This is a genomic window from Streptomyces sp. NPDC111628, assembly GCF_055635195.1.
In genome coordinates, this window is record NZ_JBVKBZ010000002.1 from 864,172 (window position 1) to 883,170 (window position 18,999).

The 18,999-nt window shown below is 70.2% G+C and carries 15 protein-coding genes and 1 pseudogene; 8 read left to right on the forward strand and 8 right to left on the reverse strand.

All coding sequences use genetic code 11. The annotated features are described in order from the left end of the window. The first annotated feature begins 107 nt into the window (after window positions 1–107). On the forward strand, window positions 108–740 hold the full coding sequence (locus ACZ7MF_RS11525; protein ID WP_471476019.1) for a TetR family transcriptional regulator: 633 nt from the start codon (window positions 108–110) through the stop codon (window positions 738–740). A 63-nt stretch (window positions 741–803) separates the two neighbouring features. Here the strand turns inward: ACZ7MF_RS11525 and ACZ7MF_RS11530 are convergent, their stop codons facing one another. The 4 genes and pseudogenes from ACZ7MF_RS11530 to ACZ7MF_RS11545 all read right to left on the reverse strand — a co-directional run bounded on the left by ACZ7MF_RS11530 (window position 804) and on the right by ACZ7MF_RS11545 (window position 3,030). Continuing rightward, window positions 804–1,355 (reverse strand): PASTA domain-containing protein, encoded by a 552-nt coding sequence (locus ACZ7MF_RS11530; RefSeq protein WP_471476021.1) that lies wholly within the window; start codon window positions 1,353–1,355, stop codon window positions 804–806. 2 nt (window positions 1,356–1,357) lie between these two features. Continuing rightward, the gene (locus ACZ7MF_RS11535) at window positions 1,358–1,531 is read right to left on the reverse strand and encodes a PASTA domain-containing protein (RefSeq protein ID WP_471476023.1); all 174 of its coding nucleotides are present in this window, start codon (window positions 1,529–1,531) and stop codon (window positions 1,358–1,360) included. A gap of 95 nt (window positions 1,532–1,626) precedes the next feature. After that, window positions 1,627–2,120 (reverse strand): annotated as a pseudogene (locus tag ACZ7MF_RS11540) (TetR/AcrR family transcriptional regulator); the annotation flags it as partial. Window positions 2,121–2,241: 121 nt separating this feature from the next. Beyond that, on the reverse strand, window positions 2,242–3,030 hold the full coding sequence (locus tag ACZ7MF_RS11545; RefSeq protein ID WP_471476025.1) for an LmeA family phospholipid-binding protein: 789 nt from the start codon (window positions 3,028–3,030) through the stop codon (window positions 2,242–2,244). Window positions 3,031–3,238: 208 nt separating this feature from the next. On the opposite strand from ACZ7MF_RS11545, the gene ACZ7MF_RS11550 reads away from it, so the two are divergent. Both ACZ7MF_RS11550 and ACZ7MF_RS11555 read left to right on the forward strand, forming a co-directional pair. Continuing rightward, window positions 3,239–4,285 carry an amidohydrolase family protein gene (locus ACZ7MF_RS11550; protein ID WP_471476027.1) on the forward strand — a complete coding sequence of 349 codons (1,047 nt, stop codon included), beginning with the start codon at window positions 3,239–3,241 and terminating at the stop codon, window positions 4,283–4,285. Window positions 4,286–4,296: 11 nt separating this feature from the next. After that, on the forward strand, window positions 4,297–5,844 hold the full coding sequence (locus tag ACZ7MF_RS11555) for an MFS transporter (RefSeq protein ID WP_471476029.1): 1,548 nt from the start codon (window positions 4,297–4,299) through the stop codon (window positions 5,842–5,844). 110 nt (window positions 5,845–5,954) lie between these two features. Here ACZ7MF_RS11555 and ACZ7MF_RS11560 read toward each other — a convergent pair whose 3' ends face one another. Continuing rightward, window positions 5,955–6,701, reverse strand: coding sequence for an IclR family transcriptional regulator (locus ACZ7MF_RS11560; RefSeq protein WP_471477221.1), 747 nt, complete (start codon window positions 6,699–6,701; stop codon window positions 5,955–5,957). A 187-nt stretch (window positions 6,702–6,888) separates the two neighbouring features. Between ACZ7MF_RS11560 and mhpD the strand changes: the two genes are divergently transcribed. From mhpD to dmpG, 3 genes are read left to right on the forward strand one after another with little or no spacing between them, the layout of a single operon-like run. Then, window positions 6,889–7,710, forward strand: a complete 822-nt coding sequence (mhpD, locus tag ACZ7MF_RS11565; RefSeq protein WP_471476031.1) for a 2-keto-4-pentenoate hydratase — start codon at window positions 6,889–6,891, stop codon at window positions 7,708–7,710. Further along, window positions 7,707–8,681: an acetaldehyde dehydrogenase (acetylating) gene (locus tag ACZ7MF_RS11570; RefSeq protein WP_471476032.1), complete on the forward strand. Its 975-nt coding sequence runs from the start codon at window positions 7,707–7,709 to the stop codon at window positions 8,679–8,681. Before mhpD ends, ACZ7MF_RS11570 begins: the two co-directional genes overlap by 4 nt. Beyond that, the gene (dmpG, locus tag ACZ7MF_RS11575) at window positions 8,678–9,688 is read left to right on the forward strand and encodes a 4-hydroxy-2-oxovalerate aldolase (protein ID WP_471476034.1); all 1,011 of its coding nucleotides are present in this window, start codon (window positions 8,678–8,680) and stop codon (window positions 9,686–9,688) included. Before ACZ7MF_RS11570 ends, dmpG begins: the two co-directional genes overlap by 4 nt. A gap of 431 nt (window positions 9,689–10,119) precedes the next feature. Here the strand turns inward: dmpG and ACZ7MF_RS11580 are convergent, their stop codons facing one another. The 3 genes from ACZ7MF_RS11580 to ACZ7MF_RS11590 all read right to left on the reverse strand — a co-directional run bounded on the left by ACZ7MF_RS11580 (window position 10,120) and on the right by ACZ7MF_RS11590 (window position 15,886). Further along, window positions 10,120–12,573, reverse strand: a complete 2,454-nt coding sequence (locus ACZ7MF_RS11580) for a SpoIIE family protein phosphatase (protein WP_471476036.1) — start codon at window positions 12,571–12,573, stop codon at window positions 10,120–10,122. A 425-nt stretch (window positions 12,574–12,998) separates the two neighbouring features. Further along, window positions 12,999–14,927, reverse strand: a complete 1,929-nt coding sequence (locus tag ACZ7MF_RS11585; protein WP_471476037.1) for an ATP-binding protein — start codon at window positions 14,925–14,927, stop codon at window positions 12,999–13,001. A 377-nt stretch (window positions 14,928–15,304) separates the two neighbouring features. Continuing rightward, the gene (locus ACZ7MF_RS11590; protein WP_471476039.1) at window positions 15,305–15,886 is read right to left on the reverse strand and encodes an AMP-binding protein; all 582 of its coding nucleotides are present in this window, start codon (window positions 15,884–15,886) and stop codon (window positions 15,305–15,307) included. Window positions 15,887–16,336: 450 nt separating this feature from the next. Here ACZ7MF_RS11590 and ACZ7MF_RS11595 point away from each other — a divergent pair, with 450 nt between their 5' ends. Then, window positions 16,337–16,909: an RsbRD N-terminal domain-containing protein gene (locus ACZ7MF_RS11595; RefSeq protein ID WP_471476040.1), complete on the forward strand. Its 573-nt coding sequence runs from the start codon at window positions 16,337–16,339 to the stop codon at window positions 16,907–16,909. Beyond that, the gene (locus tag ACZ7MF_RS11600) at window positions 16,910–18,958 is read left to right on the forward strand and encodes an alpha-galactosidase (RefSeq protein ID WP_471476041.1); all 2,049 of its coding nucleotides are present in this window, start codon (window positions 16,910–16,912) and stop codon (window positions 18,956–18,958) included. It begins immediately after the preceding gene. Window positions 18,959–18,999: the final 41 nt, after the last annotated feature.

Here is an 18,999-nt window from a genome sequence, read left to right on the forward strand (position 1 = left end):
TCTTCGCGGCTCTTCATGTAGTGGTCACTCCAATTGGAGTGATCGCTACGCTAAAATGGCTGGGACGATAGAGTCAAGGGGCAGTGCACACAGGAGGGGCAGTTCACATGACCAGGGCGCACACGACCCGTAAGAAGCGCGCCAACGGGGTCGAGTCGCGGCAGCGCATCCTCGATGCCGCGGTGGAGATCGCGGGGGAGCGCGGGTACGAGGGAACGAGCATCGCGGCCGTCAGTGCCAAGTGTGGGCTGCCCGCCAGTTCCATCTACTGGCACTTCAAGGACAAGGACGACCTGATCGCCGCCGTCATCGAGCGCAGCTTCGACACCTGGCTGACCGCGGTGCTCCTGCCGGACGAAGACGCGGGCACCCCGCTGGAGCGGGTCACCGCGATGGCCGCGAACGTGGCAAAGTCCCTGGTCGACGCACCCGACTTCCTCCGCCTCGGCCTGATGCTCGCCCTGGAGCGGCGCCCCACCGAGCCCCGCGGGCGGACCGTGTTCCTCCAGGTCCGTGACACCGCACGCCGCAAGGTCGCCGAGACGGCCGAGGCGCTGTTCCCCGGGCTGGACGACGACGCCCTCCGCACAATCACGGACTATGCCGTCGCCGGTGCCGACGGACTGTTCGTCCAGCGGGAGATCCACGGCGACGGCATCGACCTGGTGGCCATGTTCGAACTGCACGCCCAGGTGGTCTACGAGGCAGCGGCCCGGCTCGCCGCGAACAGCGGGGAGTGACGGCGCGAGCGCACAGCGCGCCGGGCGGCGATCCTCAGCCTCTCCGGTGGTGCATGTGTCTTCTCACCTGGAGCCGAAGGGCCAGCGCCCTGTCGGCGTCGCGCAGTCCCCCTCGTTTCCGACGGGCGAACCGCTAGGTGTCGGCGTGGGCGTGGCCGTCGAGCCACCTTCCGGGGTTCCGTCGTCCGTCGTCCCGGTGCCGGGGCATTCGGTGACGACTGTGACGGTGCTGTCGGCGGCGACGTCGCTGCCTGCCTGCGGGGTGGTCGCCGTCACCACGGCGTCGGGTGCCTGGGCGCAGTCGGATGCGACGTTCGTTCCGAGCCCGAGACGACCCAGTGCCTCCTGCGCGTCGGCGAGCGTCCCGCCGACGAGGTCGCCGGGCACCTCGACGGTCGCCGCCTCCTTGGCGAGCCGGACGTCGATCGCGGTGCCGGGGTCGACCTCTGTGTCCTCCGCGACGCTCTGCCCGATCACGGTCCCGGGGCCGGCGCTGCTCTCGGCCTCGGTCGTGTAGCCGAGCACGAGGTCGTGGGCGGTCAGCAGTCTTCGGGCTTCGTCCGTGGTGCTGCCGGTCAGATCGGGAACGGTGGTCGTCTCGATTTCCTCGGCCACGGTCAGGGTGGTCTCCGTGTCCTTCTCGGCCCGCTCACCGTCGGCGGGTCCTGTTCCAGCACGGTTCCGGCGTCCTTCGAGGACTCGACGTGCCGGACTCGCGACGGAAAACCCTTGTCCGAAAGGATCCGTGCGGCGGTGTCCTCGTCCCTTCCGGTGACGTCGGGCACCTCCACCGTCGGCGCGCCGGTGGAGACGGTGACGAGACGGCCTCGCCCTCGGTCAGTCGACCGTCCGCCGGGCGGCGCCGACCACGGCGGATGCCCGGCAGGTCGGGTGCGCCCGCCATGATCAGGGCGAAGACGGAGACGCGGATCCCGTCGTCGTCCAGTGCTCCGGTGTTGACTGCATCGACCCCGGCGCTCAGCACGGTGGCCGGCAGATGTGTGGGGAACACACCGTCCCGCTGACCGCGTCTCAGGACGGCCGTGGCCCTGTCGCGGGCGGGCGCCAGGATTTCGGCCACGCGCTCGGCTCCCAGATCGTGCCGGGCCAGCGCCAGGAGCATGCGGTAGCGGTCACCTGCCGGCCACATGGTCAGGGAGAGACGGGCCATGCCCGTTCGGGCGGCTCCGAGGATGTCACGCCGGCGGAGGCTCTGCTCCGCAGTGTGCCGGAGGCTTCCTCGGCCAGGGCTTGCAGCAACGCCGCCCGTTCGGGGACGTGACCGAAGAGGGCACGGCGTACGGCGCTGGAGGCCCGGGTCGGTTCCTCGAGGGTGATGTCGGGGTTGCGGCCCAGTTCCCTGCGGGCCGTGGCCAGGATGCGGGCCCGGTTGGCTCGTGCGTTGCAGCGCCGTGACGCACGGGCGGAGAGCGTGCTTTACGAAGGACCTCGAGACCGGAAGCGTCGGGCGGGGTGGGACGGCGCGGGCTGCCCTGGGCCGTCACGCCGCCGACGACTGCGGCCGGTAGGTGACCGTGTCCCCGGTGAAGCGGGCGTCGAGTCCGGTGGCCGTGGGGGTGACGGACCGCAGGTGGAGACCCTCGGGGATGTTCCGCAGGGGGATGGGCTCGGCGAAGACCCGGTCGAGCAGGCGGCGTGCGGACGCCGGCAGGTTCCCGTGGACGATCCGGAAGTCCGTGAACCCGACACGGTTGCCGGAGGCCGCCGAGACGGCCGCGCTCACAGTCACGTCGCCGACGAGCGGGCGGGTGAGTACCGCCTTGACGCGTCCGGGCTCGGTGTCCCGGGCGATCTCCAGACCGAGTGCGTTCGACACGTCCTCGTACGACAGGAAGGCGGTCGCGTCGACGGCACGGGCGTGGGCCACCTCGGCGTTGTCCGAGAGTTCGAGGTCGTTGAGGTCGACGGTGAGTTCCGTCACGGGCACCGGTCGTTCGGAGCCGTCGGCGGGCACGTCGTGGGCGGTGATGCCCACGTGCCGCAACGTGCCGCCGGCCATCTGGGTCAGCACCGGGAAGCCGTCGATGTCCACCGAGGGCTCTTCCAGGATGTCCATGCCGTCCTGGAACGCGGTGGCGATACGGCCTTCCACGCGACTCGTAGCGACGCGGTCCACGACGACCAGGACCAGCATGAGTGCCACCAGTGTCCCGGCCAGAACTGCGATCAGCCGCTGGCGCCGCCAGGGGGACGGAGGACTCGCGTACACCGCGTCTTCGTCGTATCCGGAGTCGTAGACGGGCGGGTCGTCGTACATCGAGTGATCCATGGGGTTCCTTCGCGGGAGTCCGGGCCGGTGGCGCGGAAGGATGAGCGGGACGTCACTTCACGCGCCACAGCATCGTTGACGTATCGTTCACTCTAATTGGAGCGAACGCTACACTAGCTTTCGTTCCCGGGCCGTGTCGCCGAAGCCGACCGGCAGGGGGACGGAGCCGGCAACGGCGCGCCTCATCCCCTCGCACGGAAGGTCGCTCATGACTTCCTCGGCTCAGCGCATCGACGTCCACCAGCACCTGGTGCCGGCCTTCTATCGTGAGGAACTGGTCAAGGCGGGCATCGTCGACGTCGGAGGCCGGGCCCTGCCCGACTGGAGTCCCGAGTCGGCCGCGGAGGTGATGGACCTGCTGGGCGTCGGCACCGCGATCGTCTCCGTCTCCGCCCCCGGCGCCGGCTTCCTCACGGATCCGGGCAAAGCCGCGGACCTGGCGTGCCGGCTCAACGAGTACTCCGCCTCCCTGGCCGCCGACCGCCCCGGCCGTTTCGGCTACTTCGCCACTCTGCCCATGCCGGACATCGCCGCCTGCGCCGCCGAGGCCGCGCGGGCACTGGACGACCTGCGGGCCGACGGTGTCACCCTGCTCGCCAACAGCGGGGGCACCTACCTCGGCGCCGACGGGCAGGAGCCCCTCTGGCAGACCCTCGACGACCGTGGCGCCGTGGTCTTCGTCCACCCGGCCGAACTGCCCGCTGTCCCGGTCGACGGCATCCCCGCCTTCGCCGCCGACTTCCTGCTCGACACAACCCGCGCTGCCTACCTCCTGGTCCGCAACGGCATCGTCCGACGCCATCCGAACATCAGGTTCCTCCTCAGTCACGCCGGCGGCTTCGTCCCCTACGCCTCCCACCGCATGGCCGTCACCCTCGCCAATGACACCGGCCGCAGCCCTTTGGACGTCCTGGAGGATTTCCGCTCCTTCTACTTCGACACCGCCCTGTCCTCCAGCCCCGCAGCGCTGCCCACCCTCCTCGCCTTTGCCCGCCCCGGGCACGTCCTGTTCGGCAGTGACTGGCCTTTCGCTCCCACTCCTGCCGGCCAGTACTTCGCCAATGGTCTGGACTCCGGGGTCGACCCTGGCACGCTCCAGGCCGTCAACCGCACCAACGCTGAAGCCCTCTTCCCCCGCCTGGCCACGCACCGCCACCCGGCACCCCCGGCGCCGGTTCCGGCGCGCTTGCGTCAGTCGGCCCAACGCGCTGCAGCACGCTTCTTCTTCAAGCTCGTCCAGCCCAGCACCAAATGAAATGAGTCACCATGTCCAGCGCATCCAGTTCCACGAGCGACCGGGAGCATTCAGCCGTCGCCACGGGGCGGGCCGGTCACCAGGGCGTGCTGTTCGCGATGTGCCTGTCCTTGATCCTCGTCGTCGCCTCGGTCTCCGCACTCAACCTCGCCCTGCCCGACCTCGCCGTCGACCTTTCGGCCTCCAACAGCTCCCTGACCTGGATCGCCGACGGCTACACCGTCGCCTTGGCCGCGCTGGTACTGCCGCTGGGCGCCGTGGGCGACCGGTTCGGGCGCCGCAACGTCCTCATCGCGGGCACCGTCGTCTTCGGCGCCGCCTCCCTGGCAGCCTCCTTCGCCGACACCACGACCACCCTCATCATCTGGCGCGTCGTCATGGGCGTCGGAGCCGCGATGATCATGCCGGGCACCCTGTCGACCATCACCGCGGCCTTCCCTCCGGCGCAGCGTGCCAAGGGCGTGGCCGTCTGGTCCGGCTTCGCCGCGGCAGGCGCCATCCTCGGCATGCTGGCCGCCGGCGCCCTGATGGAGTGGTACTCCTGGCGGTCCATCTTCGTCAGCAGCGCCATCGTCGCCCTGGCCGCCGCCGTCGCAGCCCTCGTGCTGGCGCCCAACACCAAGGACGAGCACCCCTCCCGACCCGACGTGTCCGGAGCCGTCAGCACGGCCGTGGGCATCGGCACCCTGGTCTTCGCCATCATCGAGGGCAACGAGAAGGGCTGGACGGAACCCGTGGTGATCGCCGCCCTCGTTGTCACGGTGCTGGCGTTCGCCGCGTACGCCTGGCTCGGACGGCGCCACGACCATCCGCTGCTCGACCCGGCCCTGTTCGGCATCCGCGGCTTCCGGGCCGGCGCCATCACCGTACTCGTACAGTTCCTTGCCGTCTTCGGGTTCTTCTACGTCGGCCTGCAGTACCTGCAGCTCATCCTCGGCTACAGCCCGCTCAAGGCCGCAGTCGCACTCGTCCCCGTCGCTGTTGTCGTCCTGCCCACCTCCCAGGCCACCCCGCACCTGGTGCGGCGGACCGGCATGAAGGTCACCATCACCGCCGGGCTGTTCCTGCTGGCCACCGGCCTGTTCATCATCTCCCGGCTCGACACCGGCTCCGGCTACCTGCCCTTCCTCGGCGGCCTCGTCGTGGCCGGCCTGGGCATCGGCCTGTCCGGCGCCACCGGCACGGCCGCCATTACCGGTTCCCTCGGCCGGGGCCAGCAGGGAGTGGCCTCCGCCATGAACGACACCACCCGCGAGGTGGGATCGGCCGTCGGTATCGCCCTGATGGGCTCCATCTACGGGAGTCACTACCGCTCCAACCTGCCCGCCACGGTCGACCAGCTCCCCGCCGAAGCCGCTGAGTCGGTACGCGACTCAGCGGCCGCCGGTCTCCACGTCGCCGACCAGCTTGGCACTCAGGGCGCGGGTCTCGCCGACCAGGTCAAGACCGCCTTCATGGACGGGCTCTCCGCCTCTCTGATCGCCGTCTCCGTCATCGTCCTCGCCACCGCGATCGGCTGCCTCTTCCGGGCGCCGAAGGAACCGCCGGCGTCCGACTGATCCGCGTGTCTCCGGCCCGGTGGCCGGGCAACGAACCGTGACGTCGCGGTCCTCGTGGGGCGTGCTCGCCGAGGTGCCGCCACCCGTCGGCGTCAGTGGTGCTGCTCACGTCAACTCCGGGTACCCAACGACGCGGCGCCGCCGGAACGCAGCACCCGGGACAGGCCGAGGGCGGCCGTCCGTACGGCGGGCGCCAGTTGCGCGGGGCCGAACCGGGCGAGCGGCACGGCGACCGACAGTGCCGCCACCGCTGTCGGACCGTCGAAGACGGGAGAAGCGATGCAGCTGACGCCAAGGGCCGCCTCCTCCTCCTCGTAGGCGAGTCCGGAGACCTGAATCTGTTCCAGCACGGTGCGCAGCCGCGCGGGGTCGGTGACCGAGTGGGAAGTGAGCCGGGGCAGGGGTCCCGTCAGTACCTCGTCCGTCAGTTCGGAGCCGGAGAAGGCCAGCAGCGCCTTGCCGACGCCAGTGCACGTCAGGGGGAGCCGCCCGCCGATACGGGAGGGCAGGGGCAGGGTCTGGTGGCCGTGGATCCGCTCGACGTAGACGACGTCGTGCCCCTCTCGTACGCCGAGGTGCACGGTCTCGTGGGTGGCCTCGAAGAGGTCCTGGAGGAACGGCAGCGCCGCCTCCCGCAGGTCCAGGCGGCGCGGCACCAGTGAACCCAGCTCGAAGAGCCTGCCGCCGAGCCGGTAACCCTCACCGTCGCGTTCGAGCAGGCCGAGGCGGACCAGGTCGGCACAGAGGCGGAACGCGGTCGTCTTGGCCAGTCCCGTACGCGTGGCGATTTCTGTGAGACGGAACGTACCGCCGTCCGGGCGGAAGCAGTCGAGGACGCCTGCCGCCTTGTCGAGCATGTTCCCCTGCGCGCTGTTCCGTGTCATGGAACGTATTTTGCCGCTACTCGGACCGGACGCCTATATCTGTCGCAGAACGGCGAACAGCCACCGCCCTTCCCGCAGCCCCATGACTCCCCAGCATTCCACCCGGAGGTACCTCCATGTCCGCTCAGCCCTGTCGCACCGGTCTCCGCCGGGGGCGGCTGTGAACGCCCCCGAGTCCGCCGACGCCGTGACCGAGGCGGCGGCCGTCCTGGCGGAGGCCGCTCGTACCGGGAAGCCGTGTCCGCCGGTGCGCACCCTGCTCCCCGAGGGGGACATCGAGGTCGCGTACGCCGTGCAGCGTCTGTACGTGGAGCACGGAGTCACCGCAGGCCGCCGGCTGGTGGGCCGCAAGATCGGCCTGACCTCGCCCGCCGTGCAGCGGCAACTCGGCGTCGGCCAGCCGGACTTCGGTGTCCTCTTCGCCGACATGGCGGTGCCCGAAGGACAGCCGATCGCCCCCGGCCGGCTCCTCCAGCCCAAGGTCGAGGCCGAGGTCGCCCTGGTCCTCGGCGACGACCTGCCGCACGGGGACCCGACCGTCGCCGACCTGCTGCGGGCCACCGCGTTCGCCCTGCCGGCGCTGGAGATCGTCGACAGCCGGATCGCCGACTGGGACATCACCATCGTCGACACCGTCGCCGACAACGCCTCCTGCGGCCTGTACGTCCTGGGCGGCACCCCCGTCCCCCTGGACCGCGTCGACCTGCGCGCCGTGACGATGACCCTCACCAAGAACGGCGAGACCGTCTCGCAGGGCACCGGCGCCGACTGCCTGGGCAGCCCCCTCGCCGCCGCCCTCTGGCTCGCCTCCACCCTCGCCGGGCTGGACGACCCACTGCGCGCCGGAGACATCGTCCTGACCGGCGCGCTCGGCCCGATGGCCCTCGCCGCCGAGGGCGACACGTTCACCGCGCACATCGAAGGGCTTGGCACGGTCACCACCGCGTTTGCGTCCGCCGCCACGGAAGGAGCCGGAGCATGAGCACGAAGGTCGCCGTCATCGGGTCGGGCAACATCGGTACCGACCTCATGATCAAGGTGCTGCGGCTGTCGGAGTCACTGGAGATCGCCGCCATGGCCGGGATCGACCCCGACTCCGACGGCCTGGCCCGCGCCCGTCGCCTGAAGGTCGCGACGACCCACGAGGGCGTGGACGGTCTGGTGAAGCTGGACGAGTTCGCGGACGTGGAGATCGTCTTCGACGCCACCTCGGCCGGTGCGCACCGCCGCCACGACGAGGTCCTGCGCGCGATGGACCGCAGGATCGTCGACCTCACCCCGGCCGCGCTCGGTCCCTACGTCGTCCCGCCGGTCAACGGCGACGCCCACCTCGACGCGCCGAACGTCAACATGGTCACCTGCGGTGGCCAGGCCACCATCCCGGCCGTGGCCGCCGTCGCCGCCGTCACCCCGGTCCACTACGGCGAGATCGTCGCCTCGATCTCATCGCGCTCGGCCGGCCCTGGCACCCGGGCAAACATCGACGAGTTCACCGAGACGACCTCGTCGGCCATCGAGAAGGTGGGCGGCGCCGCCCGGGGCAAGGCGATCATCGTCCTCAACCCGGCCGAACCCCCGCTGATCATGCGCGACACCGTGTACTGCCTGGTCGGCGAGTGCGACGACGCTGCGGTCACCGCCTCGGTGGAGGAGATGGTCGCCCGCGTGCAGACCTACGTGCCCGGCTACCGTCTCAAGCAGAAGGTCCAGTTCGAGCGGGTGGCCGACGACGACCCCCTGCGCACCCTCGCCCCCGGCGGGTCCCGCGCCGTGAAGGTGTCCGTCTTCCTCGAGGTGGAGGGCGCCGCCCACTACCTGCCCGCCTACGCCGGCAATCTCGACATCATGACCTCGGCCGCGCTGCGCACCGCCGAGCGCGTGGCCGCCCTCCCCTCCTCCCGGCACCGCCCGAGCGGGGCGACCCCCATCGCCACGGAGGTGGCTTCCCGATGACCGCTCTCTACGTCCAGGACGTGACGCTGCGGGACGGCATGCACGCCGTCCGCCACCGCTACACCGTCGCCCAGGCCCGCACCATCGCCGCCGCCCTCGACGCCGCCGGGGTCGCCGCAATCGAGATCGCCCACGGCGACGGCCTGTCCGGCTCCAGCATCACCTACGGCGTCGGCGCCCACACCGACTGGGAGTGGATCGAGGCCGTCTGCGACGCCGTCACCCACGCCGTGCCGACCACCCTGCTGCTTCCCGGCATCGGCACCCTGCACGACCTGCGCCGGGCCCACGCCCTCGGCATCGGCTCGGTCCGCGTCGCCACCCACTGCACCGAGGCCGACATCTCCGCCCAGCACATCGCCGCCGCCCGCGACCTCGGCATGGACGTGGCCGGATTCCTGATGATGTCCCACATGGCCGAACCCGCCGAGCTCGCGCGTCAGGCCAAGCTGATGGAGTCCTACGGAGCCCACGCGGTGTACGTCACCGACTCCGGCGGCCGGCTCACCATGGACGGCGTCCGCGACCGTGTCCGCGCCTACCGTGACGTCCTCGACCCGGCCACCGGCATCGGCATCCACGCCCACCACAACCTCGGCCTCGGCGTCGCCAACTCGGTCGTCGCCGTGGAGAACGGCGTCACCCGCGTCGACGCCTCCCTCGCCGGCCAGGGCGCCGGAGCCGGCAACTGCCCGCTGGAGGCATTCATCGCGGTCGCTGACCTGATGGGCTGGGACCACGGCTGCGATCTGTTCCCCCTGATGGACGCCGCCGACGACGTCGTACGCCCCCTCCAGGACCGCGAGGTACGGGTCGACCGCGAGACCCTCACCCTCGGCTACGCCGGCGTCTACTCCAGCTTCCTGCGCCACGCCGAGGCCGCGTCCCGCCGCTACGGCGTCGACACTCGCGCGATCCTTGTCGAGGTCGGCCGACGGGGGATGGTCGGCGGCCAGGAGGACATGATCACCGACATTGCCCTCGACCTCGCCGCAGCCGCTGCCTGATCCCGTCACGGCACCTTTTGCGAGGTCGGCTACAGCAGGGCTGCCTCCGGGAGAAGTCCGACGGGGAGTCGTACCGCTGACATCGGAAACCGCACACATGAGGGTGCGACCGCGGATGAGCCGCAGGCGGATCGACGGTTCGCCGTAACGAATGGCGTTGGTGACCAGTTTACTGACTACCAGTTCGGCGGTGAACTCCAGCTCTCGCAGATTCCATGCTGCCAGCTGCCGCGAGACGTCCGACCGGGCCTGGGCAACGGAGGCGAGATCGTCGTCGAGGTGCCAGGCCCGCCTCCTAGACGTGGCACGGCGCACACAGTTCCACGGCGCGCCGGGTCACGAGGAAACGTAGGGAAGAGGGCGTGCAGACCGGCGCTGGTAGTCGGGCGTGCGGAAACGCCTGCGCCGATCATCAGCGTGGCTCCCAGGTGCTACCCGTTAGGGACGACCCGCTGTATCCCGCTGACCGAAGTCGATTTGGGGGGCGCGTTCGCCAACGCTGTCTTGTGCCTCATCGGGCTTCGGTCCGCCTCTTGGGTTGGGCGGATGAGTAGGAGGGCGATGTCGTCGTGACCGGGGATGCCTTGCTTGGCGTGGCGGATGAGGGTGTCGGCGAGGTCTTCCAGGTCGTGGTGCCGGTTTTGGGCCATATATTGGGCGAGGCCGTGGGTGGCGTGGTCGATGTCGGTGCCGGCGGCTTCCACGAGTCCGTCGGTGTAGAGGGCGAGTACGGAGCCGGGTCGGAGGGACACCTCGGTTGTGGGGTAGTAGGTATGGGGTTCGATGCCGAGTAGCAGCCCGGGGGGCAGACGCAGCACTTCGACGTGTCCGTCGGAGTGACAGAGCAGCGGTGCGGGGTGTCCAGCGTTGGCGAGTCGTGCGAGGTGGCGGGAGGGATCGAGGTGGGCGACCAGGCAGCTGGTGAACAGCTCGGTGTCGAGGTCGGCGAGGAGGTGATTGGTGCGGCCGAGGACGTTGCCGGGGGACGTTTCCACGTATGCGTGTGAACGGACGGCAGTACGCACCTGGCCCATGAGCGCGGCAGCAGCGGTGTCGTGGCCTTGGACATCTCCGATCGCGGCCATGGCTTGGTTGGAGGAGCAGCGGATGAGGTCGTAGAAGTCGCCGCCGACTTCCATGCCGTGGCCGGCCGGAAGGTAACGGGCGGCGACTTCCAGACCGTCGATGCGGGGCAGGGCTCGGGGTAGCAGGCCGGTCTGCAGTGCGTGGGCGACAGCGTGCTTGGCGTCATAGAGGCGGGCGCGATCCACAGCCTGAGCTATCAGTCCTGCCAAGGAAGTGAGGATGGCGCGTTCTGCCGGAGGGAAGGGCCGGGGCTGGTCGTAGGAGAGGACGAGCATGCCGATGGGACGGCTGGAGGAGAACAGAGGCAGGAAGGCCCACGCGCTTCGCTGCTCGAAGCGGGGCGCGCCGGGGTAGGCACGCTCGAGTTCGGTGAAGGTGGGAAAGAAGGCGGGAGTGCCGGTCGACAGGCCGTGGGTGGCGGGAGTGGCGGAAGCCAGGGCACTGCCGTCGACGATGCGGACGAAGTCAGGACGGTAGCCGCGATGACCGATGACGTGGAGTCGGCCCTCTTGCGAGGTCATCAGGATCATGCCCTGGGGGCCGAAGGCCGGGACGATGTGGTCGGCGGCCCGTTCTGCCACATCCTGGACGCCCGTGGCTTCGGCGAGCGCTGCTGCCAGGTGTGTCAGATGGTAGAGAGCAGCGGCGCTGGCGGGCTCATCCTGCGGCCTCGGCTGCGCTTCCATCCCGCCCGCCGCCATTGACTGTGCAGGGGTGATGTGGACGCTGACACCGCTGTCGTCGGGGTAGAGCTGGAACAGGAGCGGTGTGTCTGGGGGGCGCCGGGCGACGAAGGACATGGGCTGGCGGGTGATTACTGCCGCTCGGTAGCGGTCCTCGAAGAGGGGGTCGTCCAGCCAGAGCAGTACCTCCCACGGTCGCCTGCCCACCAGACAAGCGGCGCCGGCGTCCACGAGGCGTGCCGCAGCGGAGTTGATGAACGTGAGCCGGCCGTCGAGATCGAGAGCGCAGCAGCCCACGGGCAGACGTTCGGCGAAGCCGTGCGCGGCCATGGCCTGGGCCGGATGCGCTTGGGAGGGACGTGTGGCAAGGACTCGAGGTTTCTCGGGAGCCAGGAGAGGGCGGCCCAGTGCTGTGGCCTGATCGAGGAGTTCCGCCGCTCGGCGGCAGTGGGTGGTGATCGCTTGACGTTCGCGCTCGTCGAGCTGTGGCGGGTGCCAGACGGGCCACAGCAGGACGATGCCGCCCCACACCTGCTCGCCGCCGGCGAGCGGTGCGGCAGCAAGCATGAAGTCGTACGGCAGAGTGACCCCGAGCAGGGGATAGCGGCGGGCTATCTCCTGCTGACTGGCCAGCCACACCAGACCGCGCTGCCGAATGGCGTCCACAACGGGGAGAGGAGTATCCGCGCGTATTCGGGTCCATGGTGCGATGAGCTGCCGCGATACGCCGGAGACCAGCGCCAGCTGAAGCATCTGCTGCCCGGGCTGTGGCAGGTACAGCAGACCGACCGACGCACCGGTCTCGCGCATCACATCGGTCATGATCGGATCCAGGCGCTGCACACCCGCACCGGAAGTCTTGTAGTCGGCAGAGTGCGGAGAGTTTCTCGCATGGCGTGTACCGGTCGACTCGATCCGTCCGAACCGGCCGCGCGCCGCTTCGACACTGATACCCAGGCTCGTGCCGATCTGCGCCCAGCCGGCTCCCGCCTGCAGGTCCGCCTGCACCGCCGCTTCGACCAGCTGTCTGGCCAGCTCCGGTACGTGCGCTACCGCCTCGCTGTGCCATCCCCTGTCGGGTCCTGGGGACGGTACTTGCTGAACACGTTCGGCCACAGCCCGCGCCTGAAGGGTCAGGGCCTCACTGGCTGCGGACGCCCTGTCCCGGGCCTGGGCTGCCTTGCGCCAGTTGCGCCGGGCGCGTTTGGCCGCGTGCCGGTGCTCTGCCTGGCAGTACTGCCTGCGGCCTGCCGTCTCCTCAGGGAGCGGGGCGCCGCACCAGCCACACCGCTTACGGGACATAACGGGGAGAATACGCCTAAAGCATTCAGGATGCGCCCGTCCCGCAGTTGACGCTGGCTGCGTTGTCATGGAGCCAGCGTGCGGGCTGCCGCGCCCCGAAACCGACTCGTTCCGTGATCGTGCGTGGGCAAAAGAAGCCTGCGGACCTGATCGTCAGCTCATTCCCAGGGTGCCCTGACGTGCCGGGCAGGTAGCTCTTTGGTTCTGCTGTGGATGGGGTCCCGTTCTGGCGCTCGGTCTCAACGGGGCGGCTGATGCGGGGACGGTTCGCGGCCGAGACGCAGCTCGCGGCCGAAGGGGTGCGGCACGCGCAGGGGCGTCGAGGCGCGAGGTATCAGGACCGGGCGCGGGTCCGTGCGGGCCGGAGAACCGGCCGCGATGTCGGCGAGGAGTTGGCGTAGCGCGGTCGTGCTCTGCCACGTGGGCGGGGCGTCGTCCGTGTCGGCCAGTGCGCGATGTGCGGTGTGCCAGGCTCGTCCCGTACGGCCGAGCGCGTGATGGGTGCAGGCGTGGGCGTAGCGGGCGACCTGGTGTGCCCACGGGTCGTGGCGCAGGCGGGCTTGGGCGAGGGTGCGGCAGGCGCTGCGGCGGGCGGCGGCGGGTGCGAACTGTGTCTGGGCCAGGGAGAGGGATGCCTGGCTGAGCGTTGCGGGGGGACCACCGGGTGCGTTGGCGGGGATGGTGTCGGCGGCCTGTGCGAAGTGGTCGGCCGCACCCCGGGCATCATGCTCCTGCAGGGCCAGGAGACCGTGGGCGTGTGCGATGCGGCCGATGGTCGCGGTGTCTGCGGCCAGGACGGCGTTGTGCCAGGCATCGGCCAGCAGGGCGTGGGCGGTGTCGGGGGCGGTGCCGACGCTCAGCCAGGCGGCCAGCCACTGCCCACGTGTGAGAAGCGCGCCGTCCTCGCAGTGAGGGAGGAGAGCGAGCAGGTGTGTGGCGCCCTCCTCGGCCCGGCCGCAGGCTCCCCACCAGAACCACAGGTGCAGAGCCGCCCGGAGGGCATCCGGCGCAAGGCTCGGCGCGGTGCGTGCGTGGCTGAGCATCGCGTCGATCTCCTCGTACTCGTCGAGCACCAGGCGTACGGCCCGGCTCTGCGCGCCTATGGCCCACAGTCTCTCGGCCTCGGCGGCCACCCGCGCCCAACACTGCGAGCGACGCAGCGCCGCGGCAGGGAACTCGCCTTGCTCGGTGAGGCGTTCGGTGCCGAACTCCCGGGCGAGGCGGGTCATCCGGTAGCGGTGACCGCGCACGGAACCCACCTCACCGTGCACTTCGAGGACGCCCAGGGCCGCCAACTGCAGGAGGCACGCGGGCACATGCGTCGGCTCGATCTCCCCTCCCGCGCACATGTGGACCGCCGACGCCTCGGTGAAGAGCCCGGCGAAGATACTCGCCCGCGCCCACACAGTGCGTACAGCCCCGTCGCACAGCAGCCACCCGGAGCCGGCAGCGTCGCGCAGCGACCGGTGCCGTGGAACCGCGGGGCGCCCGCTGCTCAGCCATCCCTGCCCCTGCCGCAGCAGCGGCACCAGCTCCCGCACCGGCAGGTGCGCGGTCTGCTCGGCAGCCAGCACCACGGCCAGCGGCAGCCCGTCCACGAGCCGGCAAACCTCACCCACACTCTCCAGGTCCGGCGCACTGTCGCGGGGGACGGCGCGTTGCAGGAACAGGTCCACGGCCGGTGCCGGCCCCGCTTCGTCCGGGGCGTGGTCGACACGAAGACCGCTGAGGCGCACGGTGCGCTCCGCGTCCAGACCCAGCGCTGTACGTGATGTCACGAGAACAGACGTCTGAGGCGCCCACAGCAGTACCCGCTGCACCAGCTGTACGCACTCGCTGTGCACGGGGTCGACGTCGTCCAGCCACAGCAGCGTGGGCGCGTCGGGCAGACAGAGCGCCGCCCGCACCGGGGCGACGGGCCCGTGCGGCGCGGCGCCGGTCAGGCGTGTGATCACATCGGCGGCCAGGGATCCCATCCGCCCGGGCCCGGCATGCTGCCACCGCACCTGCGTCAGGCACTCCCACCCGGCCGACGACGCCACCGCCGCTGCCGCCACGGTGCTCTTTCCCACTCCGGCAGGCCCAGTGATGGTCACCAGCCGGTGCCCGGCCAGCAACTCCACCACCGAGGCCGTCTCCTGCTCCCGGCCGATCACAGCCGTCCGCACGCTCCCGTGCCCGAGCTCGCTCCCCGCGATACTCCTGCCCGTCCGCACCCTCGTACCCTCCCCTTCTTCCTGCCCCCATCGAGTGCGCTCTGCGCCGGCCGCTGGCCGGCACAGGGCAGAAACGTCACTGCAAGGGGCTTCACGGCTACCTCAACGCCATTCCCCGCTTGCCGGTGGCGGCGTCGGAGCTCGCACCACACACGCCCCTGATGCTTAGAACTCACATCCGAAGACCTCAGGACGGTCGACTCAGAGACGGAGCCAGGCCGCAGACCGGCTGGCGGGGCGGCATGAACAGAGACACGACAGCACGAGCGACCGTGTCGGGAGACGGGAAGCTCACGGGCGCACAGAAGTGCGGCACGGACTGAGAGACGTCACGTGCAGAATCGGTCGTGGCACCTGCGGCGGGCGGCGGCTGCGGCGTCTGTGCGCGCAGCCCCGTGCGTGAGCACGTGGTGCTGGGTCGGGTGCCCCTGGTCACCGGTGTCGACCAGGATCGCGACATGATCGTCGTCGCGGTCGACGACACCGCAATGCTGAGGCCAGAACCTCAGCTGAGTGAGGAAGTCAGGGCCCACCCGGACGACGGTCGTCGTATCGCCGGCTCCTTCGTCTGCGACCAGCAGAGCTTCAGTCGGTGCGAACATCAGACGTGCGCCGCGAGCCGCACCCCTCGGCCTCGCCGTGCCGGGTCGGCTGGTCGCGGCCACGGTCGTGACGACGACTGCTCCGGCGCGCAGCGCCCCGAAGTACAGGACGGGGAAGACCAACAGCCCCGGCAACCTCACCTCCACCCGGTCGCCGGGGCGCACCCCGTGGGCCAGCAGGCCCCCCGCTACGTGGGCGCTGAGCTCATCCAGCTCGAGCACGGTCAGGACTGTCCCTTCGACGCACAGGGCCGGCCGCTGCGGGTATCGCTTGGCCGCGTCGGTCAGGACAGAGGCGAGATTGCTCACGTGATTCCGCTTTCACACACAGTTCGGATGCAACGCGGTGATCCTCACAGCTGTCCGGTGGCACGCACCAGGTCTGCGCCGACAAAGACCTCTGTCGCCGTCGACAAGGACCTCATTTGCCCTCGGTCGTTGCGGGACTGCCTCGGCTCCGGCTGCTCTAGGCTCGCTCCGTGACTACGACCGAACCGCGTTTCCTGGTGGCCGAACTCGCCAAGTCACTGACGGTCAGACTCGACGCCATCGCCGCTGCGATGTCCCAACAAACCTACGACAGCATCGACTTCTATCGGTCCATGGTCGTGGGCCCCGAAGACCTGCATGCCTCGATGCGTGGGAATGTCTCCTACATACTCAAACACCTCACCGATCCCACCTCCTCGACCGTCGATTTGACGGGCCCCGCGGACACCGGTCGCAAAGCGCGCCCTGCAGAACGCTCCGCTGCCGGAAGTGCTGCGCGCGTACCAGATCAACTTCCGCTACTTCTGGGAACAACTCCTCGACGCGGCCCGGGAGGCAGGCGGCGACGTCCCTGACGCCCTGCTGGACTCCGCGTCCTACATCTGGGAGCTGGCCGACGTCTACTCGTCGGCCCTCACCGACGCCTACCGCGAGGCCTGCGCGGAACGCATGGTGGAGACGGACCGGCGACGCTCCGCACTGGTCTCCGAACTCATCGGCGGCCCCTCCGTGAACAGCGACAGCGTGTGGGAGGTCGCGCGCATGCTCGGGTTCCCCTTCCAGGGACGGTTCCTCGTCGTGACGGCGGAGGTCCCGGTCAGTGGTGAGCCACCCCTGCCGGGGCTGGACCGGGGCCTGCGCGCACTCGGCGTGGGTTCCGCATGGCGCGCCAGACCCGGCTCCGAGGTCGGGGTGCTCTCCTGCCCGCCGCGACGGCAGGTCGACGGGGTCCTTGACGCCGTACGGGCTGCCGCGACCGGCAGAGTGGGTGTGAGCCCTCTGTACGAACGGCTCGACCAGACCAACCGCGCTCTGCACTACGCGCAGGTCGCCGCGGAGTAGGTGTTCTTCGACGCGTCCAGCCGCACGTTCCTGCTCAACACCCCATCCGCCTCATACGCGTTGCGCATCGGCGCGCAGGACGCACCGCAGCACGTCCACTGGGGCGCTCCGCTCACCCTCGATCAGGCCGCGATGCTGCCCGCGTACGACGGGCTCACGTCCAGCTTCGCCTCGACGAGCGGGGAGGAACTGGGGGTCGAGGGCGGCGCCAGGTTCGGCGTGCCGTCCCTGCTCGTGCGGCACCCGGACGGATCCCGGGGCGTCGAATGGCTCTACGAGGGTCACGACATAAACGGCGACACACTGGACCTGCGGCTACGCGACCGCCACTACCCGCTCGGCTGCACACTGCACTACACCGTCCACGCGGACAGTGACGTCATCGAACGGTTCCTGACGCTGAGCCACCTGGACCCCGATGCCCGGGAGCCCATAGAGATCCTGCGGTGCGACGCCGCGGCATGGTCCGTCCCGGCCGCCTCCGGCACCAGGATCAGCCACACGGTCGGCGACTGGTGCGGCGAGACGCAGCTGCGCCGCACCGAAGCGCCCTACGCCGAAACCGTGTTCACCAGCCGCCGCGGGGTCTCAGGACACTTCGGCAACCCCTGGCTGATGGTCGACGCCGGCGACGCGGACGAGACCGGCGGGGACGTGTGGAGCATGGTCCTCGCCTGGTCGGGGAGCTGGCGGATCACCGCGCACCGCGACCACACCGGCGGGCCGTTCACCGTCACCGGCGGTGCCGGGCACGAGGGGCTGACCTGGAGCCTCGAACCCGGCGAGACGCATCGGACCCCGGTGTTCGCAGGGCAGTTCAGCCGGGACGGCTTCGGCGGCACCAGCCGGGGCTGGCACCACTACATCGCCTCGCACGTTCTGCCCGGCCCGGACGAGGAGCGGCCAGTCCTCTACAACTCCTGGGAAGCCACGGGCTGGGACGTCACCCTGGAAGGACAGCGAGCCCTCGCGGAACGCGCCGCCGGCCTGGGCGTCGAACTCTTCGTCGTGGACGACGGCTGGTTCGGCAAGCGCACCAGCGACCGCGCCGGCCTCGGCGACTGGCACCCCGATCCGGCACGTTTCCCGCACGGACTGGCCCCCCTTGTCGACGACATCCGACGCCGGGGGATGCGCTTCGGCCTGTGGGTCGAGCCGGAGATGACCAACCCGGACAGCGATCTCTACCGCGCCCACCCCGAGTGGGTCCTGTACATGCCCAACCGTCGGCGCACCGAACTGCGCCACCAGCTCGTCCTCAACTTCGCCCACCCCGACGTCACCGAATGGGCCTTCCAGTGGCTCGACCGGCTCGTGTCGACCTACGCGATCGACTACCTGAAGTGGGACATGAACCGCGCCCTCACCGAGGCGGGCTGGCCAGGACACCCCGACGGGGAACGGCTGTGGACCGGCCACACACGGGGCGTGTACACGGTGATCGACCGCCTCCGCCGCACCCATCCGGGTCTGCGGATCGAGGGCTGTGCGAGAGGTTGCGGCCGGGCGGACCTGGGAATGCTGGCCCGCACGGACCAGACGTGGATCTCCGACAACACCGACGCCGTGGACCGCATCGCCATTCAGCACGGCTACAGCCAGATCTACCCTGCCCGCACCATGTCCGCCTGGGTCACCGACAGCCCCAACCCGCACACCGGCCGCAGCAGCGACCTGACCTACCGCTTCCACATCGCGATGGCCGGAGCCCTGGGCATCGGCGGCGACCTCGCCGCCTGGACCGACGAAGAACTGGCCGAGGCGCGCGACCTCGTGGCGCTCTACAAACAGATCCGCCCGGTGGTCCAGTTCGGCGAGCAGTACCGCCTCCACGACGCCGTGCAGTACCGGGCGGGCGAGCGGATCGTCGTGATCGCCTGGGGACAGGACCGCAGCCTGCGCCTCACCGGACTGGTTCCCACCGGCACCTATGTCGATGACGCGACAGGAGAGGAGTACCTCGCGACAACGCTGCTCACCCAAGGCCTGCCGCTGAACGTGCCGGTGAGTGAACGAGCCAGCACGCTGGTGCGGCTGACACAGCGATGACGGGGGGAAGCCGAGGAACTGAGGATAGTTCCTGAAGGTCA